The following is a 25,415-nucleotide window of genomic DNA, read 5'->3' on the forward strand; positions in this document are numbered from 1 at the left end:
CCTCGGCCACCCCGCGCCGCGCGGCCTGGTCCATGGCGAGCAGCGGCCAGCCGGGCCACTCGTCGTCCTCGGGCACCACCAGCCGGGCCCCGGCTTCGGCGGCCCGGGCGAAGTCCTGGGCGACGAGGTCGTACTCCCGCCGGGCTTCGGTCGCCTTCAGCACCTCGGCCGGACAGTCCCCCCTGCGGACCCGCTCGGCGGCCGCGACCGGCCCGTGTTCGGCCACGAAGGCGACCAAGGCCGGCGCCGGTGGTTCGGCTACCCGTAGCAGGTAGGCGCGGGCCCGGCGCACGTCGTCGGCGCTCATGCCGCCACCCGCTCGCGGAAGTCCAGCGCCGCACCGACCTGTTCGACACCCGGTCGGGCCTCGCCGTCGAGGTCGGCCAGCGTCCAGGCGATCCGCAGGCAGCGATCGGCGCCGCGGCCACTCAGGAAACCTCGGTCCATGGCGCGGTCCAGGAGGACCGTCGCGTCCGGGGGCAGCGCGAACTCGCGGCGCAGAGCCGGGCCGGGTACCTCGGAGTTCGAGCGCCAGCCCTGCTCCTTCCAGCGTTCGGTGGCGCGGCGACGCGCCTCGAGGACGCGCTCACGGACTCTCTCCGTCGGCTCCGCCGATTCGGTGTCGTGGGCGCTGAGCGCGCTCAGCGGGCGCAGGCGGACGGACAGGTCGACGCGGTCGAGCAGTGGCCCGGAGAGACGGCTGAGGTAGCGGCGGCGGGCCATCGGCGTGCAGACGCAGTCGGTGTCCTTCGGTGGCGCGCACGCGCAGGGGTTGGTCGCCAGCACGAGCTGGAACCGCGCCGGGTACGTGACCGCGCCCCTCACACGCGCGATGCGCACTTCGCCTTCTTCGAGCACCGTCCGCAGGGATTCGAGGCGCTCGGCGCCGAACTCGCAGACTTCGTCGAGGAACAGCACACCGCGGTGGGCGCGGCTGATCGCACCCGGGGAGGCGAGACCGCTGCCGCCGCCGATGAGCGCCGGAACCGAGATCGAGTGGTGCGGCGCCACGAACGGCGGCACGGTGACCAGCGGCGACGACCTCGACAGCGAGCCGTCGACGGAGTGCACTGCGGTGACCTCCAGGGATTCCTCGGGCGACAGCCGGGGAAGCAGGCCGGGCAGGCGTTTCGCCAGCATCGTCTTGCCCACGCCGGGCGGGCCGGTGAACAGGACGTGGTGCCCGCCCGCGGCGGCCACCTCCAGGGCCCAGCGGCCTTCGGGCTGCCCGACGACGTCGGCGAGATCCGGCACGACCGGCTGGACCGCCGGGCCGGGTGGCCCCGGGTGCGCCAGCTCGCCTTCTCGCTTCAGCCACGCGACGAAGTCCCGCAGGTGCGGCGCGCCGGCGATTTCGATGCCGTCGACGAGCGCAGCCTCGACGAGGGAGTCCGCCGGGACGACGGCGCGTTCGTAGCCGGCCGCGCGGGCCGCCAGCAGGCCGGGGAGGATGCCGCGGACCGGGCGGACGCGGCCGTCGAGGGCGAGCTCGCCGAGCAGGACCGTGCCGAGCAGCCGCGTCGCCGGGACCGCGCCGTTCGCGGCGAGCACCGCGGCGGCGATGCCGAGGTCGTAGGCCGAGCCGACCTTCGGCAGGTTCGCCGGGGACAGGCCGAGCGTCACCTTGCCCTCCGGCCAGGGCTCCCCGGAGTTGCGGACGGCGGAGCGGACGCGGTCCTTGGCTTCGCGCAGCCCGGCGTCGGGCAGGCCGACCAGGGTGATGCGGCTGAGCCCGCCGCCGAGGTCGGCTTCGATCTCGATGACCCGGCCGTCGATCCCCAGCAGTGCGACGCTCCACGTCTTGGCGATGGGCATCAGAACGCCGCCTCGAGGTGCTGGAGGCGGGGGCTGGTGCCCGGTTCGGCGAGGATGGTGATGACGTCGTAGCGGACCGGGCACCAGGGGATGCGGAAGTCGCGCAGCCAGCGCTCGGTGGCTCGGCGGACGCGGCCGGCCTTCTTCTCCGTGACCGTCTCCGTCTGGAGGCCGAATTCGGTGCTCGTGCGGGTTTTCACCTCGCAGACGATGACGCGGGTGCGGTCGGTGAAGACGAGGTCCAGCTCGCCTTCGCGGCAGCGCCAGTTGCGGGCCAGGAGGACGAGGCCGCGGTCCTGCAGGTAGCGGAGGGCGAGGTCCTCGCCCCAGGCGCCCAGGTCGCGGCGGTGTCTCGCGAGCTCGTCGGTGCCCGTCATCGTGGTCGCCCCCTCGTCGGTCCGCGCCGGTCACCGGGGCGGTCCTGGTGATCACGGTGCGTGTGCGTTCGACGATGCCAGGGCAGGGAGGAGGCCGACCAGAGCTGATTCGCGGGGCTGTGGACAACCGGGGTGCTGTGGACAACTTGTCCCGGGGCGGGAGGAAACGCGCCCGGATTGTCGGGGCGGTGTGCTAAAGGGTCGAGGGGCGCACGAAAAACCGCGCCACCTCACCCGGTCAGGTGAAGGGGCGCGGTTGTTCGAGACTCGGGTCAGCCCGAGAACGGGCCGTCTTCGGGGAGGCGCAAGTCGGGTTTGTCGAGTTCCTCGACGTTCACGTCCTTGAACGTGATGACCCGGACGTGCTTGACGAAGCGGGCCGGGCGGTACATGTCCCAAACCCACGCGTCCGACATGCGGACCTCGAAGTACACCTCGCCGCCGCCGTCGCGGACCTGGACGTCCACTGCGTTGGCCAGGTAGAACCGCCGCTCGGTCTCCACCACGTACGAGAACTGACCCACTATGTCGCGGTACTCGCGGTACAGCGAGAGCTCCATCTCGGTCTCGTACTTCTCGAGATCCTCTGCGCTCATGAAATCCGCGCCCCTCCTCGGGATCGTGCTGCTGCTCCGCCGGCGGAGCGTTCATTGTGACCCACACCCGCGGCCGGGGCATGCAGCGGCAGGCTGAGTTGTGGCTCGAGTGCTTCGTCGAGCGCCGCGGACAACGTCGCCGTCGTGCCGGCCTCCATGGCCTTCTCCAGGGCCGCGTACGTCAGCAGGACCGGCCTGGTGGGGCGCACTCCGTGCTTCACGGCCACGGTGGCCACGTTCGTGTACGACCAGCGGTGGACGTCACTCGGTCCGTGTTCGCGCAGGGCCGCCAGGTGGTCCGACGTGCTGTACCCCTTGTGCACGTCGAAGCCGTAGTGCGGGAAGTCGTCGTGGTGGCCCGCCATGATGCGGTCACGGGTCACCTTCGCCAGCACCGACGCCGCCGCGATGGAGGCCACCGAGCGGTCGCCCTTGATCACCGCCGTGTTCGGGGCCGTCAGGCCCGGGACGCGGAAGCCGTCGGTGAGGATGTAGCCCGGGTGCACGCGCAGCGCCGCCGCGGCCCTCCGCATGCCCTCGAGGTTCATCACCCGGATGCCGTAGAGGTCGACCTCGGCCGTGGGGATGACGATCACCGAGTAGTCGACGGCGCGTTTGAGGACGAGGTCGTAGACGCGGTCGCGCGCCTTGGCCGTCATCAGCTTCGAGTCCGTCAGCTCGGTGAGCTTCGCGTCGCCCTGCTTGAGCACGCAGGCCGCGACCACCAGCGGCCCCGCGCACGCCCCGGCGCCGGCTTCGTCCACACCGGCGACCGGGCCGAGGCCACGGCGGTCGAGCGCGCCCTGCAGACCCCAGAAGAGGTCGCCGCGCACCACGGCCCGCGGTGGCCGGATCGGCTCGGCCGCGGTGAGGGGAACGGGAAGAGTCAAGGCTGGATCACCCGTCGGGGGTGGTTAGCGTTTCCGGCGCAGTCCGGACTTCAGCTTGCGCCCGAGGAACAGCGCCGGCCAGGCCGCCGCGATCCCGGCGCCGAGCGGGAGCCCGCTCTGCCACGCCGGCGCGCCCAGGGCCACCGGCTGCGCCGACTCCTGCGGGTTGTGGTCGCTGATCCCGCCCCAGCGGCTCGGCGGGAGGACGATGATCCGCGCCTTGCCGATGATGTTGTCCACGGGGACCGCGCCGTTCACGCCGCCGCCGCCCTGGAACCGGGAGTCGTCGGAGTTGTTGCGGTTGTCGCCCTGGACCCAGACCATCCCGGCCGGCACCTTGACCGGCTCGAAGGTCTTCTGCTCCTGGACCGACGGGTCTTCCCAGTGGATGTACGGCTCGTCGAGCGACTTGCCGTCCACGATCATGCGGCCCTGCGGGTCGCAGCACTGGACGGTCTGGCCGCCGACCGCGATCACGCGCTTGACGAAGTCGCGCTCGTCCGGCGGGGCGAACCCGACCAGCGAGCCGAGCCCCTGGATCGCGCGGACGACGATGTTGCCCGACTCCTGCGGCGCGATCTCGTTGTTGATCCACGCCGGCGGGCCCTTGAACACGATCACGTCGCCCGGGGAGGGCTCGGTGAAGTCGTAGGTGACCCGGTCGACGAGGATCCGGTCGCCGTGGCAGCCGGGACACCCGTGCAGCGTCGCCTCCATGGACCCCGAGGGGATCATGAAGACTTTCGCGAGGAATGTTTGGATCAGGATCGTGAGCACCAGGGCGATCACGAGCAGGATCGGCAGTTCCTTCCAGAACGACCGTTTCTTGGCGGGCTTGGCTCGCCGCCGGCGGGATCCCCCGCGCTCCTCGGAACGGGACAGCCTGGGCTTGTCCTCTTCGGAGCGATCGGGGTCATCCTCGGGAGCGTTCTGGGACACGGGTTCGGCCACGTCGTCAGGCTACCGGTAACCGGGTTGTGACTCAGTTAGCCGAAGCCGTCTCGCGGTTCTCGCGGCGCTCCTTGATCTTGGCCTTCTTGCCGCGGAGGTCGCGCAGGTAGTAGAGCTTCGCGCGCCGCACGTCACCGCGCTTGTGGACCTCGACCTCGGCGATGTTCGGCGAGTGCACCGGGAAGGTGCGCTCCACGCCGACGCCGAAGGAGACCTTGCGGACGGTGAAGGTCTCCCGGATGCCGCCGCCCTGACGGCGGATCACGACGCCCTGGAAGACCTGGTTGCGCTCGCGGTTGCCCTCGATGACGCGGACGTGCACCTTGAGCGTGTCGCCCGGGCGGAAGTCCGGGATGTCGGAACGCAGCGACTGCTTGTCCAGCGCGTCCAGGGTGTTCATCGGTGGTCCGTCCTCGTCTTCGTATGGCTTGCGTACACGTCCCCGGGCGCGCAACGGTGCCGCTGCGGGCGACCCAGGGGGCTGATGGCGGGCTCGCGGACGACGAGGTCCACTCACGCCAACCTGTCAAGTATGGCAGACCGGGATACGGATCAAGTAACCGGCCCGGGGTCCAAGCCCTCCAGGACCCCGCGATCGTGCTTGTCGAGACTACCTTCCGGCAGCGCGGCCAGGAGATCGGGGCGGCGCCGGGCGGTGCGTTCGAGGGCCTGGTCGCGCCGCCAGCGGTCGATCAGCGCGTGGTTCCCGGACCGCAGCACGTCGGGCACGGCCAGCTCCCGCCACACCTCCGGACGCGTGTAGCTGGGTCCTTCGAGGAGGCCGTCGGAGAAGGAGTCCTCGGCGGCCGAACGCGCGTTGCCCAGCACGCCGGGCAGCAGCCGGACGACGGCTTCGACGATGACCAGCACCGCCGCCTCGCCACCGACCAGCACGTAGTCGCCGATCGAGACCTCGTCGACCGGCATCCGGCGCGCGGCGTCGTCGACGACCCGCTGGTCGATGCCCTCGTACCGGCCGCAGGCGAACACCAGGTGCTTCTCCGCCGCGTATTCGTGCGCCAGTTCCTGGGTGAACGGCCGCCCGGCCGGCGTCGGAACGACGAGCCGCGTCTCGGAGGTGCAGACGTCGTCGAGCGCCGGGCCCCAGATCTGGGGCTTCATGACCATGCCGGGCCCGCCGCCGTACGGGGCGTCGTCGACTGCGCGGTGCACGTCGTGCGTCCAGTCGCGCAGGTCGTGCACGCCGACCTCGATGAGGCCGCGGTCGATCGCCCGGCCCAGCAGCGCGGCGCGCAGCGGGTCGAGGTATTCGGGGAAGATCGTGACGACGTCGATCCGCATGTCAGGCGTCCAGGAGCCCTTCCGGCGGGTCGAGCACGACCCGGCCGCCCGCGACGTCCACCGTGGGGACGATCGCGCGGACGAAGGGAACCAGCACGGAGCGGCCTTCGACGTCCAGTTCCAGCAGTTCGCCCGCGGGCGAGTGGACGACCTCGACGACCTTCCCGACAACCACGCCGTCAAGAAGCTCGGCCCGCAGGCCGGCCAGCTCGTGGTCGTAGAACTCGTCCGGGTCCGACGTCGGCGGCAGGGACTCGGTGTCCGCCAGCAACAAAGCGCCTCGCAGCGTCTCGGCGACGTCGCGGGTCAGGACCTCCTCGAAACGCACCAGCAGCCGCCCGCTGTGTTCGCGGGCGGCTGCGATGGTGAGTTCCCTTTTGCTGCCGTCACGCAGCTTCGTCGTCACGGCCGCACCGACGCGGAACCGCTCGTCCGGCGAGTCCGTGCGCACGTCCACCGCGAGTTCCCCGCGGATTCCGTGCGCCTTGGCGATGCGACCGACTACGACGTCCATCCTGACCGTTTTCCGGAAGGGCTCAGCGGTCGGTGTCGACGACGTCGACGCGGACGCCGCGGCCACCGATGCCGCCCATGACGGTGCGCAGGGCGGTCGCCGTGCGACCACCCCGGCCGATCACCTTGCCGAGGTCGTCGGGGTGCACGTGCACCTCGAGCGTGCGGCCACGGCGGGTGGTCAGCAGCTCGACCCGGACCTCGTCCGGGTTGTCGACGATCCCGCGCACCAGGTGCTCGAGGGAGTCAGCCAGAAAGCTCACTCGGCCTTCTCACCCTCGGCGGCTTCGGCCTTCTCGGCCTCGGCCTTCTTGGGGGCGGACTTCTTCTTCGGCGTGGTGGCCTCGGCGGAGGGCTCCTCGCCGGCCGCGGCCAGCGCCGCGTTGAACAGGTCCTGCTTCGACGGCTTCGGCTCGGCCACCTTCAGGGTGCCCTCGGCGCCCGGCAGGCCCTTGAACTTCTGCCAGTCACCGGTGATCTCCAGCAGGCGCTGGACCGGCTCGGTCGGCTGCGCGCCGACACCCAGCCAGTACTGGGCGCGCTCGGAGACGACCTCGATCAGGCTCGGCTCTTCCTTCGGGTGGTACTTGCCGATCGTCTCGATGGCCTTGCCGTCCCGGCGGGTGCGCGCGTCGGCGACGATGATGCGGTAGTACGGCGCACGGATCTTGCCGAGGCGCTGCAGCTTGATCTTGACGGCCACGGGTGTGGGTTCTCCTCGAGTCTCTCTGGTGCTGGGCTGGGCGCACGCGAGCCGAGTGGGGACACGGACGCGGGCACCCGAAGGTCAGGAGCTTTCGCACGGTGAGAGGGTCCGGCGGAAGCAGGCAGTGACCCATTCTGCCAGACGGCGCCCGCGCACCTAGAAAGAGGCCACCCCGAGCGCCCCGAGCAGGATGGTCAGCGCCGGCAGGAAGTTGTTGACCTGGTGCGCGACGATGCTGGCCGGCAGCCGCCCGGTGACCAGCCGCGCCAGCCCGATCGGCACCGCGATGACCAGCAGCAACGTCGTGCGCAGCGGCTCGAGGTGGCTGGCCGCGAACACCGCCGTCGACAGCAGGAACGCCGCCACGCGGCCCCAGCGCTCGCTGCGCCACTGCAGCTGCTCGGCGGCGCCCCAGAGCAGGCCGCGGTAGATGACCTCCTCGCAGATCGGGCCGAGCAGCCAGAGGTAGACGAACATCACCACGGCCGCCGGCACCGACATCCGGCGGTCCTCGACCAGCGCGCTGATCGCCGACGTCGCGTTGGCGTCGCCGACCAGCCGCGTCCACAGGTAGGCGGCGAGGGTGGTGAAGACGAGCCCGACGCAGCCGTAGCGGAAGCCGGTCTTGACGTCGGCCCAGCGCCACTCGATCTTGAGGTCGACGACGGGACCGTTCCCGCGCACGTACGTGATCAGCACCGCGACGCCCGCGGCGATCATCGTCGGCAGCATGGTGCCGAGCAGCACGACGCGCATCGGCAGCGGCCCGGGCCCGGTGTCCCCGACCAGCACGGACACGAACGCGGCGGTGGCCAGCAGGACGGCTTCGACCAGCAGGAAGGCGCCGAAGCCCCACCGGTGCCGCGGCGCGGGCGGGAGGAAGACGGGTTCTTCCGGCTCGGGCAAGGGCGTGGCATCGGCAGCCGGGTCCCGGGGCTGGGAAGTGGTCACGCCTTGCCCTCCGCGTCGCTCGGCTCCTGCTCCGAGCCTAGCCGCCGGGCGGTGATCACACAGTATCCGTCCGACTACTGTCCATCGATGTTCGCAACGATCAGTGCGCGACGAACAGCAGGACGGCGGGCGGGAGGTTGTTGGCCGCGTGCGCGATCACGCCGGCGCTGACGCGGCCCGACAGGTGCCGGGCCAGCCCGATCGCGATGCCCTGGCCGATCAGCGCGATGGTGCGCGTCGGCTCGCCGTGGAGCTGGGCGAACACGACCGACGTCAGCAGCAGCACCACCCACGGCGGGACGCGGTGGAAGGACAGCGCGTTCCAGAGCGTGCCGCGGACCAGCAGCTCCTCGGTGATCGGGGCGCCGGCGATGACGATCACCGCGGCCAGCACCAGCCACACGGTGTCGCCGTCGAAGGTGTCGGCGAGGTCGGTGAGCGGGCTGTCGGAGACGTCGTCGGCGCCGTAGACCGCGATCAGCACCAGGTTGAGCAGGTAGCCGACGACCAGCGCGAGCACCCCGCAGGCGAGGCCGATCCGGACGTCGCGCCAGGTCGGCTTGAGCCCGAAGTCGGCGCGCAGCCCGTGGCCCCACAGCCACGAGCCCGCCGCCGGGCCGAGGCCGAGCAGGAGGTTGGGCACGAAGGCGAGGAGCAGCAGCGGGCCGATGTCGCGCAGTTCGAGGGGGTCGAACTCGCCGACGTTGCGGTTCACCGCGGCGGCGATGATCAGGTTGATCAGGTAGTAGCCGGCGATCCCGGCGAAGAACGCCACGAAACACCAGTGCGCCCCCAGTACGCGCCGTGCGCCGTCGTCGTCCGTCACGGCCCCCACGCTAAAGTGCCGCTCCCGCAAGGAAAAAAGCGGGGTCTACGCGTAGACGACGCCGCCGAGCACGATGTGCGAAGGGTGCCGCAGGACGCCCAGGTCGTCGCGCGGGTCGCTCGGGTAGACGAGCAGGTCGGCCGGGGCGCCGTCGGCGATGCCGGGGTGGCCGAGCCAGTCGCGCGCCGCCCAGGACGCGCTCGCGAGGGCCTGTTCGCGGGTCATGCCCGCGCGGTGCAGCGCCTCGATCTCGTCGACGAGCCTGCCGTGCTCGACCATGCCGCCGGCATCACTGCCCGCGAAGACGCGTACGCCCGCTTCGATGGCGGACGCGACCATCTCGCCGACGCCGGCGTGCAGCGCCCGCATGTGGTTCGCGTACGCCGGGTACTTGCCGGCCTTGTCGGCGATGCCCGGGAAGTTCTCGATGTTGATCAGCGTCGGCACCAGCGCGACGTCGTTGCGCGCCAGCTCCGCCAGCTGGTCCGCGCTCAGGCCGGTGCCGTGCTCCAGGCAGTCGATGCCCGACGCGATCAGGCCGGGCAGCGCCGCTTCGCCGAACACGTGCGCGGTGACGCGGGCGCCGTGCTCGTGCGCCACCCGGACCGCCTCGGCGAGGACGTCGTCGGGCCACAGCGGCGCCAGGTCGCCGACGCCGCGGTCGATCCAGTCCCCCACCAGCTTGACCCAGCCGTCGCCGTCGCGCGCCTGCTCGGCGACCGCAGCGGGCAGCTGCGAAGGGTCGTCCAGCTCGATGCCGAGGCCGGGGATGTACCGCTTGGTCAGCGCGAGGTGCTGCCCGGCGCGGATGATCGTCGGCAGGTCAGGCCGTTGCTGCAGCGGCCGGACGTCGATCGGCAGCCCGCAGTCGCGGATGAGCAACGTCCCCGCGGCCCGGTCGGCCAGCGCCTGCTCGGTCGCCTCTTCGAGCGAGACCGGCCCGCCGACGCCGATGCCGGGGTGGCAGTGCGCGTCGACCAGGCCGGGCACCAGGAAGACGTCCCGGCCCAGCGACTCGGCGTCCGGCACCGGCTCGAACGAGATCCGGCCATCGGAGATCCAGAGGTCCCGGGACTCGCCGCCGGGCAGGACCACCCCGGCGGCGTGCAGTGCCGTGCTCAATTGTCCTTCGGGTTCTTCGGCAGCTTGAACTTCGACGGGTCGAAGCCCGGGACGTCGTTCATGCCGCCCAGCTGCGAAAGGTCGGGCATGCCGCCCGGCATCTGCCCGCCAGGGGGCAGCATCGGCATGCCGCCGGGGAAGCCGCCGCGGACCTTGGGCTGGGTCGGGCCGCGCCCGCCCTTCTTGCCCTTCTTGCCCTTGCGCTTGGAGCTACCGCCTCCGCCGCCGAAGCCGAACCGGCCGGCCATCTGGGCCATCATCTTGCGGGCCTCGAAGAACCGGTTGACCAGGTCGTTGACCTCGCGGACGGTGACGCCGGAGCCGTTGGCGATGCGCAGCCGCCGCGACCCGTTGATCAGCTTCGGGTCGTCGCGCTCGGCCGGGGTCATGCCACGGATGATCGCCTGCAGCTTGTCCAGGTGCTTGTCGTCGACCTGGGCCAGCTGGTCCTTCATCTGGCCGGCGCCCGGGAGCATGCCGAGCAGGTTGCCGATCGGGCCCATCTTGCGGACCGCGAGCATCTGCTCGAGGAAGTCCTCGAGGGTCAGCTGGCCGCTGGACAGCTTCGCCGCGGCCTTCTCGGCCTGGTTCTGGTCGAAGGCCTGCTCGGCCTGCTCGATCAGGGTGAGGACGTCACCCATGCCGAGGATCCGCGACGCCATCCGGTCCGGGTGGAAGGTGTCGAAGTCTTCGAGCTTCTCGCCGTTCGAGGCGAAGAGGATCGGCTGACCGGTGACCTCGCGGACGGAGAGCGCCGCACCACCGCGGGCGTCGCCGTCGAGCTTGGTGAGCACGACGCCGCTGAAGCCGACGCCGTCGCGGAACGCCTCCGCCGTGGTCACGGCGTCCTGGCCGATCATCGCGTCGACGACGAACAGGACCTCGTCCGGCTCGACCGCGTCGCGGATGTCCGCGGCCTGCTTCATCAGCTCTTCGTCGACACCGAGGCGGCCCGCGGTGTCGACCACGACGACGTCGTGCTGCGCGTGCTTGGCCTCGGCGATGGCGCGGCGGGCGACGTCGACCGGGTCGCCGACGCCGTTGCCGGGCTCGGGCGCGAAGGTGACGACGCCGGCGCGCTCGCCGACGACCTGCAGCTGCGTGACGGCGTTCGGGCGCTGGAGGTCGCAGGCGACCAGCATCGGCGCGTGGCCCTGCTTCTTCAGCCACAGCGCGAGCTTGCCGGCGAGCGTCGTCTTACCGGCACCCTGCAGACCCGCGAGCATGATCACGGTCGGCGGCGTCTTGGCCAGGTTGAGCCGGCGCGTCTCGCCGCCGAGGATCGCGACGAGCTCCTCGTTGACGATCTTGACGACCTGCTGCGCGGGGTTGAGCGCCTGGGAGACCTCGGCGCCCTTCGCCCGCTCCTTGATCTTCGCGATGAAGGTCTTGACCACGCCGAGGGCGACGTCGGCCTCCAGCAGCGCGATGCGGATCTCGCGCGCGGTGGCGTCGATGTCGGCGTCGGACAGCCTGCCCTTGCGCGTGAGCGTCTGCAGGGCGGCGGTGAGCCGATCGGAGAGGGTGTCGAACACGGGTGTGCACGCTCCAGCTGGGTCGAGAGTGGCGCGCCGGACGAGGCCGGCCCCTCCGAGGGTAGTCGCTCCGGCTCCTTCTCTTCGCGGGCACGCGCACGTACTACGCATATGCGTACTAACACGAGCGCACTTTCCGGAAAAAAACTGGAGTTGCGCGGCCAAGTCGGTAAACATACGTGTATGACTTCCGTGCCCGTCCTCCGTGAACCGGCCACCGACGCCGACGAGCCGGTCCCGCTGCGGCGGATCGCCGGGCTGTTCCGCCCCCACCGCGGGCCGCTGGCCGCGCTGTTCGCGCTGATCGTCGTGCAGGCCGGCCTCGGCGTCGTCTCGCCGTTCCTGCTGCGCGAGATCCTCGACGACGCCCTCCCGCACCGCGACACGCTGCTGATCAGCCTGCTGGCCGCGGGGATGATCGCCTGCGCGGTCGGCAGCGGCTCCCTCGGCGTGGCCACCACCGGGCTGTCCAACACGATCGGGCAGCGCGTCATGAACGAGCTGCGCGTCTCGGTCTACGGCCACCTGCAGCGGATGTCGCTCGGCTTCTTCACGCGGACGAAGAGCGGCGAAGTGCTCTCGCGGGTCTTCAACGACATCGGCGGCGTCGACGACGTCATCACCACGACCGCGGGCTCGGTGGTGCAGAACGCGACGACGACGATCGCGATCACCGCGGCGCTGATCGCCCTCGACTGGCAGCTGGCGGGGCTGTCGCTGATCGTCGTGCCGCTGTTCCTGCTGTTCACGCTGCGGCTGGGCAAGCGGCGGCGGACGCTGGCGCGTGGCCGGACCCGGCGGATGGCCCGGCTGACGACGATGGTCGAGGAGTCCCTGTCCGTCACCGGCGTGCTGCTCGCCAAGACCATGGGCAACGAGCGGGCGGTGCGCGAGCGGTTCGGGGCCGAGTCGCGGGAGATCGCCGCGCTGGAGCGGGCCGCCGCGCTGGCCGGGCGCTGGCAGACGGCGTCGCGCGGGATGAGCCTGACCGTCATCCCGGCGCTGGTCTACTGGATCGCGGGGCTCGCGCTGGCCGGCGGCGCGTCGCCGTTCTCGCTCGGCACCGTCGTGGCGTTCACCAGCATGCTCAACCGGCTGGTCGCGCCGGCGACCGCGATGCAGACGATCGGGCAGAACGTGGCGACGTCGAAAGCGCTGTTCGGGCGCATCTTCGAGGTGCTCGACCTGCCGGTGGAGATCGGCGACAAGCCGGGGGCGCGCGTGCTCGAGGTGCGTCGCGGGGACGTCTCGATGCGCGGGGTCTCGTTCCGCTATTCGGCGGACGGGCCGCTGACGCTGCGCGACATCGACCTCGACGTCCCGGCCGGGACCACGACCGCGCTGGTCGGCTCGACCGGCTCGGGCAAGACGACGCTTGCCTACCTCGTGGCCCGGCTGTACGAGGTGGAGTCCGGTTCGGTGCGGATCGACGGCACCGACGTCCGCGACGTCACGCTGGCCTCGCTCGCGGCGGGCGTCGGGCTGGTGTCGCAGGAGACCTACCTGTTCCACGACACCGTGCGGGAGAACCTGCGCTTCGCGAAGCCGGACGCGACCGACGAGGAGATCGAGCTGGCGGCGAAGGCGGCGCACATCCACGACACGCTCGCCGGGCTGCCGGAGGGGTACGACACGGTCGTCGGCCAGCGCGGCTACCGGTTCTCCGGCGGCGAGAAGCAGCGGATGGCGATCGCGCGGATCCTGCTGCGCAACCCGCCGGTGCTCATCCTCGACGAGGCGACCAGCGCGCTCGACACGCGTACGGAACGGTCGGTGCAGGCCGAGCTGGACCGGCTCGCCGCGGGGCGCACGACGCTGACCATCGCACACCGGCTGTCCACTGTGGAGCACGCGGACCAGATCGTGGTGCTGCACGAAGGCCGGATCGCCGAACGCGGGACGCACGCGGAGCTGCTGGCGCTCGATGGGCGGTATGCCCGGCTCGTGCGGGGAACCGCTTAACCTGGGGCCATGCACCCGGACCCGGACACCGCTTCGCGCGTGAGCGACGACGCCGAACTCGCCGACCTCGCCTGGCGGGTCCGCGAGGGCGTCGGGCGGCTCAACTGGCGGATGCGCGCCGAGCGCGACCCGAACGGGCCGGGCCCGGCGGTGCTCGCGGTGCTGAGCCGGCTGTACCGGGCGGGCACGCACACGCCGACCGAGCTGGCCGAGGCGGAACGGCTGCAGCCGCAGTCGCTCACGCGGATCCTCGCGTGGGTGTCCGAGCGCGAGCTGGTGACGCGGACGACCGATCCGGAGGACGGGCGGCGGTCGCTGATCAGCATCACCCCGGCCGGGCTGGCGGTGCTGCGGGAGTACAGCGTGCAGCGGGAACGGTGGCTGGCGGCGGCGCTGGAGTCGACGTTGTCGCCGACCGAGCGGCAGCTGCTCAAGCTCGCGGCCGATCTCTTGGTGCGGGTGGCGGACGCCTGAAAGCCGCCGCGGAGACCCCTCGATCCCTCCACGGCGGCTTCAAGCTCCCCTCCGTCCGCGCCACCTCCCCGTGGTGCGGACACGGGTTCCGGAAACGGGCCGCTCCTCCATCGGCCCGCTCCGGAACCCTGGTCCCCGGACGGCTCACCTCCCCAGGGGCCGTCCGGATCCCCCCTGCCAGCGATCCGGTATCCGCTGACAGGAACGAAGTCTGCCGCGCCCGGGGTGGCCGGTTGAGTGTGAGAACCCTCAATTACCCGTGGGTAGTAATACTCAAGACGTCTTCGCGCGCCCGCGGCCGGCAGCTCGCTTCGCCGTCGTACGCGCCTTCGCCGCCCTGGACGCTGCGGCTTTGGCCTTCACGACGGCCTCGGGACGCGCCTCCGCGGCACTCTCCTGCAGCGCCGCGAGCAGGCGGGTGACGCCGTCCGCCTGCTCGGCGGCCGTGGGCTGGACGACCTCGGCACCGTCGAGCTTCGCCTGGATCAACGCTTGGAGCGCTTCGCGGTAACGGTCGGGCACGCGGCCGGGGTCGAAGTCGCCGGTCAGCTCCTCGATGAGGTTCACCGCGCGGCGCAGCTCGCCCGGCCGGACGTCGACGTCGGCGTGCCGGAACGGGAAGTCGGGTTCGCGCACTTCCCCGGGCCACAGCATGGTTTCGAGCACGATCACCTGGTCGCGCACGCGCAGGGCGCCGAGCGTTTCGCGGCGGCGCAGCGCGACCGTCACCAGCGCGATCCGCCCCGACTGCTGCAGCGCCTCGCTGAACAGCACGTACGGCTTCGTGCCCGCCGGCTCGGGTTCGAGGTAGTAGCTGCGCGCGAACCAGATCGGGTCGACGTCGGCGAGCCGGGCGAAGCCGCGGATGGCGATCGTGCGGGCCGGCATCGGGAGCGACGCCAGTTCGTGGTCGGACAGCAGGACGACGTCGCCGCCCGGGACTGGGTAGCCGCGGACCATCTCCGCCGGCGGCACCTCTTCGCCGTCGACCTCGCAGACGCGCTTGACCCGGACGCGGCCGCCGTCGGTTTCGTGGACCTGGTGGAGCGGGATCTCGCGCTCTTCCGTCGCGCTGTACGCCTTCACCGGAACGGCGTAACTCCCGAACCCGATCGTGCCCGTCCAGACCGCCCGCATGCACGCCACCTCCGCAGGTCCCAGGCTAGCCAGGCGGTCGCGCGACCCGACAGCTACAAACGGGTGTCAGGCGCGACGGATTCGCTCACACATTCGAACGACGGCGTGACTTCGTCGAGCGCTTCGGCCGAACAGCGGGACGCGATGGCGGCCGCGCGGAGCACTTCGGTGACCACCTCGACGTCCAGCGGCGGGGCGGCGGCGAGCGCGGCCGACCCGGCCTCGACGCGGGCGGCGAGCCCGGCGAGCGCGTGCGAAATCGCTTCCTGGCCGGCGACGAGCTGGGCGACGACGTCGGTCAGCTCGGCGGTCGTCGCGCCCGGGCCGCCGCAGCGCAGGCCCGCGGCGAGCTCCTCGGCGCACGAGCGCAGGTGCGTGGCGACGACGGTCGGCGGCAGCGTCAGGCGGTCCTGCATCGCTCACCCCCTCCGGTCCGAGGAGTCATGGTGCCACCGCACGGGCGGTCACCGGAGACGACACACCGCCGCCCGCTTATTTGACCGCTCGTTCTAGATACGGGTAGGGTTTCGATCATGTCCCGGGTCAAGGAGTTCGACGTCGACGAAGCGTGCGACGCCGCGCTCACGCTCTTCCGGCGGCAGGGGTACGAGGCGACGTCGGTCAGCGACCTCGTCGCGCACGTCGGCGTCGCCAAGGCCAGCCTGTACGCCACTTTCGGCTCGAAGCACGACTTCTACGTGACGGCGTTGAAGCGCTACGCGGACCAGACCGACGCACGGGTGCTGGCGGAGCTGTCCGGCCCGGGCTCGGGCGTGGCCGCGGTGCGGCGGCTGTTCGACGGCTACGTCGGGGAAATCCTCGGTGACGAGGTGAAGATGGGCTGCTTCGTCGTCAACTCGGCGATCGAGCTGCTCCCCCGTGACGCCGAGGTCGCGCGGCTGGTGGAACGCAGCTGGGACACCCTCGAGGTCGCGCTGACCATGGCGCTGGAACGCGCGCGGGCGCAGGGCGAACTGGCCGCCGGCAGTGAACCGGCGACGCTGGCGCGCTTCCTGCTCACCGTGCTCCAGGGCCTGCGGGTCCTGGGCAAGGGCGCCGACGCGGCGCGCCGGCTGGACGCGGCCGTGTCGCAAGCAATGCGGCTTATTCAAGACTGATCGGACCAGAAAGAAGGCACACGATGGGGGCACGGTTCGCGGGCAAGGTCGTCCTGGTGACGGGCGGCAGCTCGGGCATCGGACGGGAGACGGCGCGGGCGTTCACGGCCGAAGGCGCGACGGTGGTCGTCGCCGGGCGCGACGGCCAACGGCTGGCTTCGACGGTGAAGGAGATCGGCGGGGACGCCGTCACGGTGGACGTCACGGATCCGGCGGACGTGGCGCGCATGGTCGAGACGGTCGTCGCGCGGCACGGCGGGCTGGACGTCGCGGTGAACAACGCGGGCATCCTCGGGTCGCCGGCGCCGGCCGCGGACCTCGACGAGGACGGGTTCGGCGCGGTGCTGGCCACGAACGTCACGGGGACGTGGCTGTGCCTGAAGCACGAGGTCGCGCACATGCGGGCGCACGGCGGCGGCGCGATCGTCAACATCGCGTCGAACATCGGCGCGCACGGCAGGCTGCCGAACATGGCGGCCTACGCGGCGTCGAAGGCCGCCGTGAGCGCGCTGACCCGCACGGCGGCGCGCGACCACATCGCCGAGGGCGTCCGCATCAACGCGGTGAGCCCGGGCGCGACCGACACCGAGATGTCGCGGCGCCCCGGCGAGACGGACGCCGACCGCGCCGAGCGGCTCAAGGGCGCGATCCCGCTGGGCCGGGTGGGTGCCACCGCCGAGGTGGCGGCCGCGGTGCTGTGGCTGGCTTCGGCCGAAGCCGCCTTCACCGTGGGGCACGACCTGGTGGTCGACGGCGGCGCGACCGCCTGAGCGGCCCCACCCGGGCCCGCGGCGCTCCTTCAGGACTCACGGTTGCGCATGGTGACGTTTCCCTTCTCGTGCCGGGTACGGGGTGCGGTGGGGTCAGGACTCGCGGTTGCGCACGGCGGTCTCCTCTCGGACGGCGCGGGCTGGGTCGAGGCGGTTCACGACTCGCGGTTGCGCACGGGGCGCTCCTTCCGGGCGGGCTGACGGGGCGGGCGCGGGGTCAGGACTCGCGGTTGCGCACAGCGGCCTCCTCTCGGACGGCGCGGACGGGGGTCGAGGCGGCTCACGACTCGCGGTTGCGCATGAGGCGCTCCTTCCCGCGGGCTGACAGGCGGGCGCGGGCTCAGGACTCGCGGTTGCGCACAGCGCACTCCTTCCGGGCGGCACGGACTGGGGTCGGGGGCAGGTCACGACTCGCGGTTGCGCACAGCGCACTCCTCTCGAGCGGCACGGACGGGCGGGCTCGGCGTCACGACTCGCGGTTGCGCACGGCACGGCTCCTCTCAGGCGGCACGGACGGGTGACCGGGGCTCAGGATTCGCGGTTGCGCACGGCGGTGGCCTCCCTTCGCTGCTCCGATCGTGTGGCACTCGTCGATCGCGGCCGCCCGGTGTGGTGGGGTGGACGCGGATCGTCGGCTCACCCAGGGGAGTTGGACCGCCTTGAGTATGGACGGCGCCCGTCCGGCCGAACGCCACGCGGCCAGGATCCGAGGGGCGCTGAACCCTGCTCGCTGGACGCTGTGGCGGCAGCGCCGATCGCTCGTCTTCTACTGCTTCCTGGTCGAGTCCGTGGCGCTCGTGGTGACCGTCTGGACGGCCTCCGTGGTGCCCGTGCGGGCGTGGGACCTGGCCGTCTTCGGGATCCTCGCCGGGCTCGGGGTGCTGCAGGCGGAGCTGGGCCGGCAGGTCGAGCGCGTCCGGCGGCTGGTGTCGGACACCCCGCACATCAACCTGACGTCGGTCTGGACGTTCGCCGGCGTGCTGCTCCTGCCGCCGGCGCTGGTCACGGCGCTGATCGCGATCCTGTACGCGCACCTGGCGACGCGCAGCCTCGCGCGGATCAAGCGCGTCCCGCCGTTCCGGACCACGCTGAACGGGACGCTGGTCGTCGTCACCTGCTACGCGGCCGAGTTCGTGCTGCACCGCCTCGGCGTCCCGGACATGTACACGGCGCTGACGGCGGGCTGGCGCGGCGTCACGGCCATCGCGCTCGCCGCAGCGGCGTACTTCCTGGTCGCGGCGATCACGATCCTGCCGGCGCTGACCATCACGACGCGCTCGGTGAAGGCGTTCTTCGGCGGCCTCGGCGACAACCTGCTCGAGGTCGCGACGCTCTGCCTGGGCCTGCTCACGGCGCTGACGCTGGCGACGCTGCCCGCGCTCGCCGTCGCGATCGTGCCGCCGCTGCTGGTGCTGCACCGGGCGGTGCTGATCAAGCAGCTGGAGATCGCGGCGACGACCGACGAGAAGACGGGCGTGTTCAACACGACCGGCTGGCACCTGCTGGCCTCACGCGAGCTGGCGCGCGCCCAGCGCAGCACGCGGAGCACGTTCGGCGTGCTGATGATCGACCTGGACCACTTCAAGCTGATCAACGACGAGCACGGCCACCTGGCGGGCGACGCGGTGCTGCGCGCGGTCGCGGCGACGATCAAGTCCGCGGTCCGCGACTACGACTCGGTCGGCCGCTTCGGCGGCGAGGAGTTCGTGGTCCTGCTCCCGGACATCGGCCCGGCCGCGGTCCTGGCGGTGGCCGAGCGCATCCGCTCGGCGATCGAGACGCTGAAGGTCGAGTACTTCGACGGCACCGCGTCGCGGGTGATCGGCGACCTGTCGGCATCGATCGGCGTGGCGACGTACCCGGACGGCGGCACGGCCGTCGACCGCCTGCTGCAGGCCGCGGACAAGGCCCTGTACCGGGCCAAGGACGCGGGCCGCAACCAAGTGGTCGACGGCACGGCGCCGGCTTAGGAAGCCGCCGCCTCCAGCCGCCAGAGGTTGCCGAGCACCTTCAGCAGGGTCTCCTGGCGTTCCTCCAGGACGGCCGGGGTCCAACCGTCGGCCGCGATGACCTGCGAAGTCAGCACGAACGGCGGCCAGCTCGTCTTCTCGAAGTACTTGGTCTTCTTCACCTCGAACTCGAAGTTGCTCGCCTGGGAGTTCTTCCGCTTCGAGAGCAGGACGAGGTTCGCCAGCCGATGGACCCAATAGGCCCGCTCCTCCGAGGTGAAGTCGAGGATCCACCCGCTGGCCGCGGCCGGGGACTGCGGGAGGACGTGCTCGACGCTGATCAGCGGGTAGCCGTTGTAGTTCGCTCCACCGTCCGACAAGGCCGAATCGAGGCGGAGCAGCACGTAAAGGCGGATTCTCGTCACCGTGTAGATCTCCGCGCCCAGCTTCGCCAGGGTTTCCGCCTGTTCCTCCCCGGAAAGCTGCAGCGGGGACTCCGGGGCGTAGAGGTCGCGGTCCTTCTCCAGCCAGTCCAGGACGCGGCCGTACCGCTCGACCCGGCGGGTGATGTCCACCCGGCGCACGAGCATGCTCGCGGCGAGGCGTTCGAGGTCGACGAGGAAACGCAGCAATGACGCGGAATCGGCGGTCGGCCGGCTGAAGTAGCTGATCACCGGCGGGATCCAGTCCGTGTTGTCCAGCTGCTTCAGCCAGGCCAAGAGCTGGTTGATCTCCTCGGCGCCCGGTCCCCCGGCGTAGCTGGCGCTCCTGACCACCTCGAAGGCGTCCGAGAAGGGAACCAGCACGTCGTCGATGAACTTCTTGCCGTCGGGCACCCGGCTCAGCACGGACGCCCGGAACTCCTTGAGGATCGACTCCCGGGCTTTCGTCTTCGCGTAGACCATCCGGATGTGGGAGAAGAGGTCGCCGAAGTCGTTGCGGCCGAGATCGTCCTCCTCCTGCGCCCACTTGTTCGTGTAGGCCTCCTGCTCGGGTTCCGGGATCCTGCCGATGATCTCCGACTTCAGGATGTCGGTGTGGGTGAGGTCCAGACCGCGCTCGTTGAGGACCGAGAAGATCCGGTAGGCGGACTCGAAGTCGACGGTCGCCACCACGACGAGGTAGGTGTACCCGTCGACGAACGAGGCCAGTCGCTGGGACTCGGAGCGGTCCAGGGCACTCAACCGCGCTTTGAACAGCAGCGCGTTCTCCACCAGCCGGAGCCGGCTGTCCGGGGTGACGTTCTGCAAGGCGGGCAGCAGGTCGTTGCCCAACCGCTCCTGGATGTACTTCTCGAAGAACCCCTGGTCCTGATCCCGCAACCGGAGCCGCGGCTGGTCGGCGGTGCCCTTGAGCGGGTCGCCCTTCTGGAAGATCCGCTTCTCGAGGGATTCGGCGAAGTCCGCCGAGACGAATTCGCGGAGCACGCTGTAGAGGATCGTCAGGGTCGTGAGGCGCTGCTGCCCGTCGACGACCTCGGCCAGCGCTCGGTTTTCCGCCTTGACCACCACGATGCTGCCCAGGAAGTAGGGGTCGGCCTCGGTCAGCGAGTCCTTCGCGCGGGAAGCCGCGAGGAGGTCGTCGAACATCTCCCCCGCCTGTTCGGTCGTCCAGGCGTACGGCCGCTGGTAGCGAGGGATGGTGAAGTGGTAGTCGTCGGTGAAGATGTCCCCGACCTTGCGTTCCGCTGCTTGGATTTTGGTCCCGGCCATGCGGGGGATCTCGGTGAGCGGGCACCGGTTGTTACAGCCGTTACCGCATTGTTCGGAGCCGCGGGACCCACGGCTCCGAACAACGCGCTCAGGAAGCCGCGGCCAGGACGGCCTGTTCCACCTCGCGGCGCCAGCCCGGTTCGATGCGGCCGCTTCGCGGGGTCACCGCGAACGAGTCCACCACCGCGCCACCCAACGTCGATGCCTTGGCCCAGCGGACCTCCGCGTCGCACCTGCGCAACGCGCCCGCCACCCGGAACAGCAGGCCGATGCGGTCGGCCGCGCGCAGTTCCAGGACCACCGTGTCCGGGCCGGTCGTTTCGTCGTCGAACCACAGGACCTTCGGGGCGACTGGGGCCGGGGCGCCGTAGTCGCGTTCCTTCGCCGCCAGGCGCTGGGTCAGCGGCAGGGTGCCCGCCACCGCCCGGGCGAACTGCTCGCGCAGCAACGTCGCGTCCGGCAGGGAGCCGAACTTCGGGGACGCCGTGAACACGCCCGCGCGGCCGCCGTCGTGGCCGCGCAGGACCGCCGAGTGGACCTCCAGGGAGTTCAGCGCCAATACGCCCGCCGCCGGGGCCAGGAGTTCCGCGCGGGCCGGGACCGCCAGCAGCACCGTCACGACCTTGCCGTGGGAGCTGATCCGGATCTCGCCCGTGCCCGACGCCACCGCCGACGCGACGAGTTCGCGCTGTTCCTCGTCCATCGGCGACGGGGCCGTGAAACCCTTGCCGCGCAACACTTCTTCGCAGCCCGAAACCAGCTCCGCCAGCAGGCGGGCCTTCCAGTCCGTCCAGACGCCCGGTCCGGTCGCCAGCGAATCGGCCTGGGTCAGCGCGTGCAGGAGCTCGACCAGGACCAGGTCGCTGTCCAGCGTCTTCACCACCCGCGCCACGGTGGCCGGCTCGCTGATGTCGCGCCGGGTCGCCGTGTGCGGCAGGAGAAGGTGGTGGCGGACCATCGCCGACACCGTCGCGACGTCGGGCGGGGTCAGGCCGAGCCGGGTCGCGACCTGGGCCGAGATCTTCGCGCCCAGTTCCGAGTGGTCGGCGTCGCGGCCCTTGCCGATGTCGTGCAGCAGCGCGCCGATCAGCAGGAGGTCCGGCCGCGCCACCGTGGTGGTCAGCTTGGCCGCCTCGACGCAGGTGCGCACGAGGTGCCGGTCGACCGTCCACTGGTGCACCGGCGAGCGCGGCGGCAGGTCGCGGACCGCGCCCCACTCGGGGAACAGCCGGGACCACAGGCCGGTCCGGTCGAGCGACTCGACCGCGTCGACCAGGCCCTCCCCCGCGCCCAGCAGTTCGACCAGCGCGTTCAACGCCTCCGCCGGCCACGGCGCGCGCAGTTCCGGCGCCGTTTCCGCCAGTGCCTTGAGCGTGCCGAGCGCGATCGGCTTCCCGGTGCGCGCCGACGCCGCGGCGACCCGCAGCAGCAGTGCCGGGTCCTTCGCCGGGACGGCGTCGCGGGCCAGCGCGACCTCGTTCCCGTGCAGCACCACGTTCTCCGCGAGCGGCGTCCGCGAAGGACGGCGCCCGAACCGCGTCTTCGGCGGGTCCACAGTGGACCGAAGCGCGACGTCCAGCGCGTACGCGATGGTGCGGCCCGCGCCGGACAGCTTGCGCGCCAGGGTGAACCGGTCGCCGAAGCCGAGTTCGGCGGCGACCAGCTCGGCCTCCGGCGCGGCCAGGACGTCCCGCTCGCGCCGGATCTCGCGCCGCAGCTCGGTGCGGACGTCGAGCAGGAGTCCCTTGGCCTCCAACAGCTCTTCGCCCGGACGCGCGGTCAGCTGCGCCGCGGCCAGCGCTTCCAGGACCGAGAAGTCCCGCAGCCCGCCCCGGCCGTGCTTGAGGTCGGGTTCGGCGGACTGCGCGATCTCGCCGCTGCGGGCCCAGCGCTGCCGGACCGACGCCGTCAGGTCCGGGATCTGCTTGCGCGCGGTGCGGCGCCACTGGTCGCGCGCCGCCGACACCAGCCGCCCGCTCAGCTCGGCGTCCCCGGCGAGGTGCCGCGCGTCCAGCAGGCCCATGGCCACCCGCAGGTCCTCCGAAGCGACCTTCAGCGCTTCACCGGGCGTCCGGACCGAGTGGTCGAGCCCGACTTTCGCGTCCCACAAGGGATACCAGAGCGCGTCCGCGATCTCGCCGACGCCGCTGTTGCCGTTGTGCACCAGCAGCAGGTCGAGATCGGAGAACGGCACCAGCTCCCGGCGGCCGAGCCCGCCCACGGCGACCAGCGCGACACCCGGTTCCGCGGTGTCGACGCCGGCCGCCGAGGCTCCCCTGCCCAGCCAGAACTCGTAGAGGTCGACCAGGGCCGCCCGCAGTGCGGACGCCCCCAGCCTCCCGTGCCTGCCCTCGAGCAAACGCTCGGTGGCCTTGACCAGTTCGCCCCCGTCGGCCATCCCGGACGCCTATAGAGCGTCCGTGCCGCGCTCGCCGGTCCGTACCCGGATGACGGTCTCCACGGGCGTCACCCAGAGCTTGCCGTCGCCGATCTTGCCGGTGTGCGCCGCCGTGGTGATGGCTTCGAGGACCTTCTCCACGTTCGTGTCGTCGGTGACGACCTCGATCTTCAGCTTGGCCACGAAGTCCACCGAGTACTCCGCGCCGCGGTAGACCTCGGTGTGGCCCTTCTGGCGGCCGTAGCCCTGGACCTCGCTGACCGTCATGCCCAGCACGCCCAGCTGCTCCAGCGCGGAACGGACGTCGTCGAGCGTGAACGGCTTCACAATCGCCGTGATGAGCTTCATGCCTTGCTCTCCTCGAGTTTCGCGGCCGGGGTGGACTTGACCGGGATGGTCGTCGGGTGGCCGAGGCCACCGCCGGTCCCGGTGAAGTCGTAGGCGCTCTCCGCGTGCTGGGCCTCGTCGATGCCGCTGACCTCGTCCTCGGTGCTGACGCGGAAGCCGCCGGCCTTCTTGATCACGAAGCCGATGATGAAGGACAGCACGAAGGAGTACGCGAGCACCGCGCCGGCGGCCGCCGCCTGGCGGCCCAGCTGGGTGAACCCGCCGCCGTAGAAGAGCCCGTCGGCGCCGAGGGAGTTGACGCTGGTGGTGCCGAAGAAGCCGATCAGCAGCGTGCCGACGATGCCGCCGACCAGGTGGACACCCACGACGTCGAGCGAGTCGTCGAAGCCGAACTTGAACTTGAGCGAGATGGCGAGCGCGCAGAGCACGCCGGCGATGAGGCCGATCGCGATGGCCCCGATCGGGCTCACGAAACCACACGCCGGGGTGATGGCGACCAGGCCGGCGACCGCGCCGGACGCCGCGCCGAGGGTGGTCGGCTTGCCGAACTTCAGCTGCTCCACGACCAGCCAGCCGAGGACGGCGGCGGCCGTGGCGACGGTGGTGTTGGTGAACGCGACGGCCGCGAGGTCGTTGGCGGCCAGCGCCGAACCGGCGTTGAAGCCGTACCAGCCGAACCACAGCAGGGACGCGCCGAGCAGCACGAACGGGACGTTGTGCGGGCGGCCGGTGTCCTTCGGCCAGCCCTTGCGCTTGCCGAGCACGATCGCGAGCGCCAGGCCCGCGGCACCGGCGTTGATGTGGACCGCGGTACCACCGGCGAAGTCGAGTGCCTTGAGGTTGTTCGCGATCCAGCCGCCGACGGAGTTCTCGCCGATGAAGCCGTTGAACGAGAACACCCAGTGCGCGACCGGGAAGTACACGATCGTCACCCAGATGACGACGAACAGCGTCCAGCCCCAGAACTTCGCGCGGTCGGCGATGGCGCCGGAGATCAGCGCGGGGGTGATGATCGCGAACATCAGCTGGAACATGACGAAGGCGAGGACGGGCAGGCCATCCGAGCCGGGCCACGCGACGGCGGGGCTGGTGTCGGTGGCGGCCACCGCGAACCCGGCGAGCTTGCCGAAGGTGTTCTCGAGGCCGGCGAAGTGGAAGTTACCGAGCAAACCGCCGAAGGCGTCGTCGCCGAAGGACATCGAGAAGCCGTAGAGCGCCCACAACACCCCCACCACGGCCAGCGCGATGAAGTTCATCATCAGCATGTTCAAGACGCTCTTCGCGCGGACCATCCCGCCGTAGAAGAACGCCAGTCCTGGGGTCATGAGCATGACCAGCGCGGCGCTGGCCAGTACCCATGCGGTGTCTCCTGCGTTCAGCACATCGTCCTCCCGTGCCCTGGGTTCGTGCGTTGGCAGTTTTGGCGCGCGGTGTTTCACGGGGCGGCGCGTGAGGTTTCACCCGCGTGAACTGTCCGCGCCGGGTTGTTACGGGGAGGTTTCCGGAGACCTGTGCTGAAGTGTCCGGTTGCTTTACGCCGTGGTCGAATAGCCCCATGAGCGCGAGCGGCCCCGGAAATGACCCACTGCCACCTCAGGTCGTGGAGGCGTTGCGGTGTTCGGTCTGCGGTGACCCGATCGGGCTAGCCGATCGCACGCTGCGTTGCGGGAACCGCCACTCTTTCGATCTAGCGCGACAGGGTTACGTGAACTTGTTGCACGCGCGAATCCCGTCGGGCACGGCGGACACCGCGGACATGGTCGCGGCGCGCGCGGACTTCCTCGCGTCGGGTGCTTACCGGGGCCTCGCCGACGAGCTGGCGCGAGTGTGCGCCGAGGCCGACGACCTCGTCATCGACGCGGGCGCGGGCACCGGTTACTACCTGGCGCGGGTGCTGGACGCGTCGGGCGCGGCGGGCCTCGCGCTGGACGTCTCGGCGGTGGCGTTGCGCCGGGCGGCTCGC

At 71.3% G+C, this 25,415-nt stretch carries 26 protein-coding genes and 1 pseudogene; 6 read left to right on the forward strand and 21 right to left on the reverse strand.

Features of this window, described 5'->3' with window-relative positions:
- From G3I65_RS40285 to ffh, 15 genes and pseudogenes are all read right to left on the reverse strand, one after another.
- Positions 1-307 (reverse strand): annotated as a pseudogene (locus G3I65_RS40285) (DNA processing protein DprA); the annotation flags it as partial.
- Positions 304-1,815, reverse strand: a complete 1,512-nt coding sequence (locus G3I65_RS40290) for a YifB family Mg chelatase-like AAA ATPase (protein WP_160700730.1) — start codon at positions 1,813-1,815, stop codon at positions 304-306. The pseudogene G3I65_RS40285 and the gene G3I65_RS40290, both read right to left, overlap by 4 nt.
- Positions 1,815-2,192 (reverse strand): YraN family protein, encoded by a 378-nt coding sequence (locus G3I65_RS40295; RefSeq protein WP_160700731.1) that lies wholly within the window; start codon positions 2,190-2,192, stop codon positions 1,815-1,817. The genes G3I65_RS40290 and G3I65_RS40295 overlap by 1 nt, the downstream gene beginning before the upstream one ends.
- 272 nt (positions 2,193-2,464) lie before the next feature.
- Positions 2,465-2,788, reverse strand: a complete 324-nt coding sequence (locus G3I65_RS40300; RefSeq protein ID WP_003096226.1) for a DUF2469 domain-containing protein — start codon at positions 2,786-2,788, stop codon at positions 2,465-2,467.
- On the reverse strand, positions 2,785-3,624 hold the full coding sequence (locus G3I65_RS40305) for a ribonuclease HII (RefSeq protein ID WP_160700746.1): 840 nt from the start codon (positions 3,622-3,624) through the stop codon (positions 2,785-2,787). Before G3I65_RS40305 ends, G3I65_RS40300 begins: the two co-directional genes overlap by 4 nt.
- A 78-nt stretch (positions 3,625-3,702) precedes the next feature.
- Positions 3,703-4,629 carry a signal peptidase I gene (lepB, locus tag G3I65_RS40310; RefSeq protein ID WP_160700732.1) on the reverse strand — a complete coding sequence of 309 codons (927 nt, stop codon included), beginning with the start codon at positions 4,627-4,629 and terminating at the stop codon, positions 3,703-3,705.
- Positions 4,630-4,660: 31 nt separating this feature from the next.
- Entirely contained in the window at positions 4,661-5,029 is a 369-nt protein-coding gene (rplS, locus tag G3I65_RS40315) for a 50S ribosomal protein L19 (RefSeq protein WP_086855881.1), read from the reverse strand.
- 152 nt (positions 5,030-5,181) lie between these two features.
- Positions 5,182-5,931 carry a tRNA (guanosine(37)-N1)-methyltransferase TrmD gene (gene trmD, locus G3I65_RS40320; protein ID WP_160700733.1) on the reverse strand — a complete coding sequence of 250 codons (750 nt, stop codon included), beginning with the start codon at positions 5,929-5,931 and terminating at the stop codon, positions 5,182-5,184.
- 1 nt (position 5,932) lies between these two features.
- Complete coding sequence (gene rimM / locus G3I65_RS40325) at positions 5,933-6,445, reverse strand: ribosome maturation factor RimM (protein ID WP_160700734.1); 513 nt, start codon at positions 6,443-6,445, stop codon at positions 5,933-5,935.
- A 22-nt stretch (positions 6,446-6,467) separates the two neighbouring features.
- Positions 6,468-6,707 carry an RNA-binding protein gene (locus tag G3I65_RS40330; RefSeq protein ID WP_003103110.1) on the reverse strand — a complete coding sequence of 80 codons (240 nt, stop codon included), beginning with the start codon at positions 6,705-6,707 and terminating at the stop codon, positions 6,468-6,470.
- Positions 6,704-7,147, reverse strand: a complete 444-nt coding sequence (rpsP, locus tag G3I65_RS40335) for a 30S ribosomal protein S16 (protein WP_086855878.1) — start codon at positions 7,145-7,147, stop codon at positions 6,704-6,706. Before rpsP ends, G3I65_RS40330 begins: the two co-directional genes overlap by 4 nt.
- 159 nt (positions 7,148-7,306) lie before the next feature.
- Positions 7,307-8,101: a CPBP family intramembrane glutamic endopeptidase gene (locus tag G3I65_RS40340; protein WP_160700735.1), complete on the reverse strand. Its 795-nt coding sequence runs from the start codon at positions 8,099-8,101 to the stop codon at positions 7,307-7,309.
- Positions 8,102-8,201: 100 nt separating this feature from the next.
- On the reverse strand, positions 8,202-8,927 hold the full coding sequence (locus G3I65_RS40345) for a CPBP family intramembrane glutamic endopeptidase (protein WP_160700736.1): 726 nt from the start codon (positions 8,925-8,927) through the stop codon (positions 8,202-8,204).
- 45 nt (positions 8,928-8,972) lie between these two features.
- Positions 8,973-10,049 carry an amidohydrolase family protein gene (locus G3I65_RS40350; protein ID WP_160700737.1) on the reverse strand — a complete coding sequence of 359 codons (1,077 nt, stop codon included), beginning with the start codon at positions 10,047-10,049 and terminating at the stop codon, positions 8,973-8,975.
- The gene (gene ffh / locus G3I65_RS40355; protein WP_160700738.1) at positions 10,046-11,584 is read right to left on the reverse strand and encodes a signal recognition particle protein; all 1,539 of its coding nucleotides are present in this window, start codon (positions 11,582-11,584) and stop codon (positions 10,046-10,048) included. Before ffh ends, G3I65_RS40350 begins: the two co-directional genes overlap by 4 nt.
- Positions 11,585-11,767: 183 nt before the next feature.
- Between ffh and G3I65_RS40360 the strand changes: the two genes are divergently transcribed.
- On the forward strand, positions 11,768-13,546 hold the full coding sequence (locus G3I65_RS40360; protein ID WP_160700739.1) for an ABC transporter ATP-binding protein: 1,779 nt from the start codon (positions 11,768-11,770) through the stop codon (positions 13,544-13,546).
- 9 nt (positions 13,547-13,555) lie between these two features.
- Positions 13,556-14,020: a MarR family winged helix-turn-helix transcriptional regulator gene (locus G3I65_RS40365; RefSeq protein WP_125306567.1), complete on the forward strand. Its 465-nt coding sequence runs from the start codon at positions 13,556-13,558 to the stop codon at positions 14,018-14,020.
- Positions 14,021-14,293: 273 nt separating this feature from the next.
- On the opposite strand, the gene G3I65_RS40370 is transcribed toward G3I65_RS40365, so the two are convergent.
- A complete protein-coding gene (locus G3I65_RS40370) occupies positions 14,294-15,157 on the reverse strand; it encodes a Ku protein (RefSeq protein ID WP_160700740.1) in 864 nt (287 codons plus the stop codon).
- Positions 15,158-15,210: 53 nt separating this feature from the next.
- Complete coding sequence (locus G3I65_RS40375) at positions 15,211-15,573, reverse strand: hypothetical protein (protein WP_086855869.1); 363 nt, start codon at positions 15,571-15,573, stop codon at positions 15,211-15,213.
- Positions 15,574-15,690: 117 nt separating this feature from the next.
- Between G3I65_RS40375 and G3I65_RS40380 the strand changes: the two genes are divergently transcribed.
- From G3I65_RS40380 to G3I65_RS40390, 3 genes are all read left to right on the forward strand, one after another.
- Complete coding sequence (locus G3I65_RS40380; protein WP_160700741.1) at positions 15,691-16,275, forward strand: TetR/AcrR family transcriptional regulator; 585 nt, start codon at positions 15,691-15,693, stop codon at positions 16,273-16,275.
- Positions 16,276-16,298: 23 nt separating this feature from the next.
- Entirely contained in the window at positions 16,299-17,045 is a 747-nt protein-coding gene (locus tag G3I65_RS40385) for a glucose 1-dehydrogenase (protein WP_160700742.1), read from the forward strand.
- 665 nt (positions 17,046-17,710) lie between these two features.
- Positions 17,711-19,015, forward strand: coding sequence for a diguanylate cyclase (locus tag G3I65_RS40390; RefSeq protein ID WP_160700743.1), 1,305 nt, complete (start codon positions 17,711-17,713; stop codon positions 19,013-19,015).
- On the opposite strand, the gene G3I65_RS40395 is transcribed toward G3I65_RS40390, so the two are convergent.
- The 4 genes from G3I65_RS40395 to G3I65_RS40410 form a co-directional block, all read right to left on the reverse strand.
- Positions 19,012-20,706 carry a DUF262 domain-containing protein gene (locus G3I65_RS40395; protein ID WP_160700744.1) on the reverse strand — a complete coding sequence of 565 codons (1,695 nt, stop codon included), beginning with the start codon at positions 20,704-20,706 and terminating at the stop codon, positions 19,012-19,014. The genes G3I65_RS40390 and G3I65_RS40395 overlap by 4 nt on opposite strands.
- A gap of 88 nt (positions 20,707-20,794) precedes the next feature.
- Positions 20,795-23,104, reverse strand: coding sequence for a [protein-PII] uridylyltransferase (locus G3I65_RS40400; RefSeq protein ID WP_160700745.1), 2,310 nt, complete (start codon positions 23,102-23,104; stop codon positions 20,795-20,797).
- Between the two features lie 9 nt (positions 23,105-23,113).
- Positions 23,114-23,452, reverse strand: a complete 339-nt coding sequence (locus tag G3I65_RS40405; RefSeq protein ID WP_086855863.1) for a P-II family nitrogen regulator — start codon at positions 23,450-23,452, stop codon at positions 23,114-23,116.
- Entirely contained in the window at positions 23,449-24,834 is a 1,386-nt protein-coding gene (locus G3I65_RS40410) for an ammonium transporter (protein ID WP_163046837.1), read from the reverse strand. Before G3I65_RS40410 ends, G3I65_RS40405 begins: the two co-directional genes overlap by 4 nt.
- A gap of 173 nt (positions 24,835-25,007) precedes the next feature.
- Here G3I65_RS40410 and G3I65_RS40415 point away from each other — a divergent pair.
- The coding region (locus G3I65_RS40415) for a putative RNA methyltransferase (RefSeq protein ID WP_345944101.1) at positions 25,008-25,415 on the forward strand (408 nt) is incomplete at its 3' end.

The organism is Amycolatopsis sp. SID8362 (assembly GCF_010550475.1).
In the GTDB taxonomy this organism is placed as follows: Bacteria; Actinomycetota; Actinomycetes; order Mycobacteriales; family Pseudonocardiaceae; genus Amycolatopsis; species Amycolatopsis eburnea.

What these genes read in the sequence shown, in the direction of transcription:
- G3I65_RS40290 (WP_160700730.1), bottom strand. Translation starts at nt 1,815, where the DNA reads ATGCCCATCGCCAAGACGTGGAGCGTCGCACTGCTGGGGATCGACGGC.
- G3I65_RS40295 (WP_160700731.1), bottom strand. Translation starts at nt 2,192, where the DNA reads ATGACGGGCACCGACGAGCTCGCGAGACACCGCCGCGACCTGGGCGCC.
- G3I65_RS40300 (WP_003096226.1), bottom strand. Translation starts at nt 2,788, where the DNA reads ATGAGCGCAGAGGATCTCGAGAAGTACGAGACCGAGATGGAGCTCTCG.
- rplS (WP_086855881.1), bottom strand. Translation starts at nt 5,029, where the DNA reads ATGAACACCCTGGACGCGCTGGACAAGCAGTCGCTGCGTTCCGACATC.
- trmD (WP_160700733.1), bottom strand. Translation starts at nt 5,931, where the DNA reads ATGCGGATCGACGTCGTCACGATCTTCCCCGAATACCTCGACCCGCTG.
- rimM (WP_160700734.1), bottom strand. Translation starts at nt 6,445, where the DNA reads ATGGACGTCGTAGTCGGTCGCATCGCCAAGGCGCACGGAATCCGCGGG.
- G3I65_RS40360 (WP_160700739.1), top strand. Translation starts at nt 11,768, where the DNA reads ATGACTTCCGTGCCCGTCCTCCGTGAACCGGCCACCGACGCCGACGAG.
- G3I65_RS40365 (WP_125306567.1), top strand. Translation starts at nt 13,556, where the DNA reads ATGCACCCGGACCCGGACACCGCTTCGCGCGTGAGCGACGACGCCGAA.
- G3I65_RS40370 (WP_160700740.1), bottom strand. Translation starts at nt 15,157, where the DNA reads ATGCGGGCGGTCTGGACGGGCACGATCGGGTTCGGGAGTTACGCCGTT.
- G3I65_RS40375 (WP_086855869.1), bottom strand. Translation starts at nt 15,573, where the DNA reads ATGCAGGACCGCCTGACGCTGCCGCCGACCGTCGTCGCCACGCACCTG.
- G3I65_RS40380 (WP_160700741.1), top strand. Translation starts at nt 15,691, where the DNA reads ATGTCCCGGGTCAAGGAGTTCGACGTCGACGAAGCGTGCGACGCCGCG.
- G3I65_RS40385 (WP_160700742.1), top strand. Translation starts at nt 16,299, where the DNA reads ATGGGGGCACGGTTCGCGGGCAAGGTCGTCCTGGTGACGGGCGGCAGC.
- G3I65_RS40390 (WP_160700743.1), top strand. Translation starts at nt 17,711, where the DNA reads ATGGACGGCGCCCGTCCGGCCGAACGCCACGCGGCCAGGATCCGAGGG.
- G3I65_RS40395 (WP_160700744.1), bottom strand. Translation starts at nt 20,706, where the DNA reads ATGGCCGGGACCAAAATCCAAGCAGCGGAACGCAAGGTCGGGGACATC.
- G3I65_RS40400 (WP_160700745.1), bottom strand. Translation starts at nt 23,104, where the DNA reads ATGGCCGACGGGGGCGAACTGGTCAAGGCCACCGAGCGTTTGCTCGAG.
- G3I65_RS40405 (WP_086855863.1), bottom strand. Translation starts at nt 23,452, where the DNA reads ATGAAGCTCATCACGGCGATTGTGAAGCCGTTCACGCTCGACGACGTC.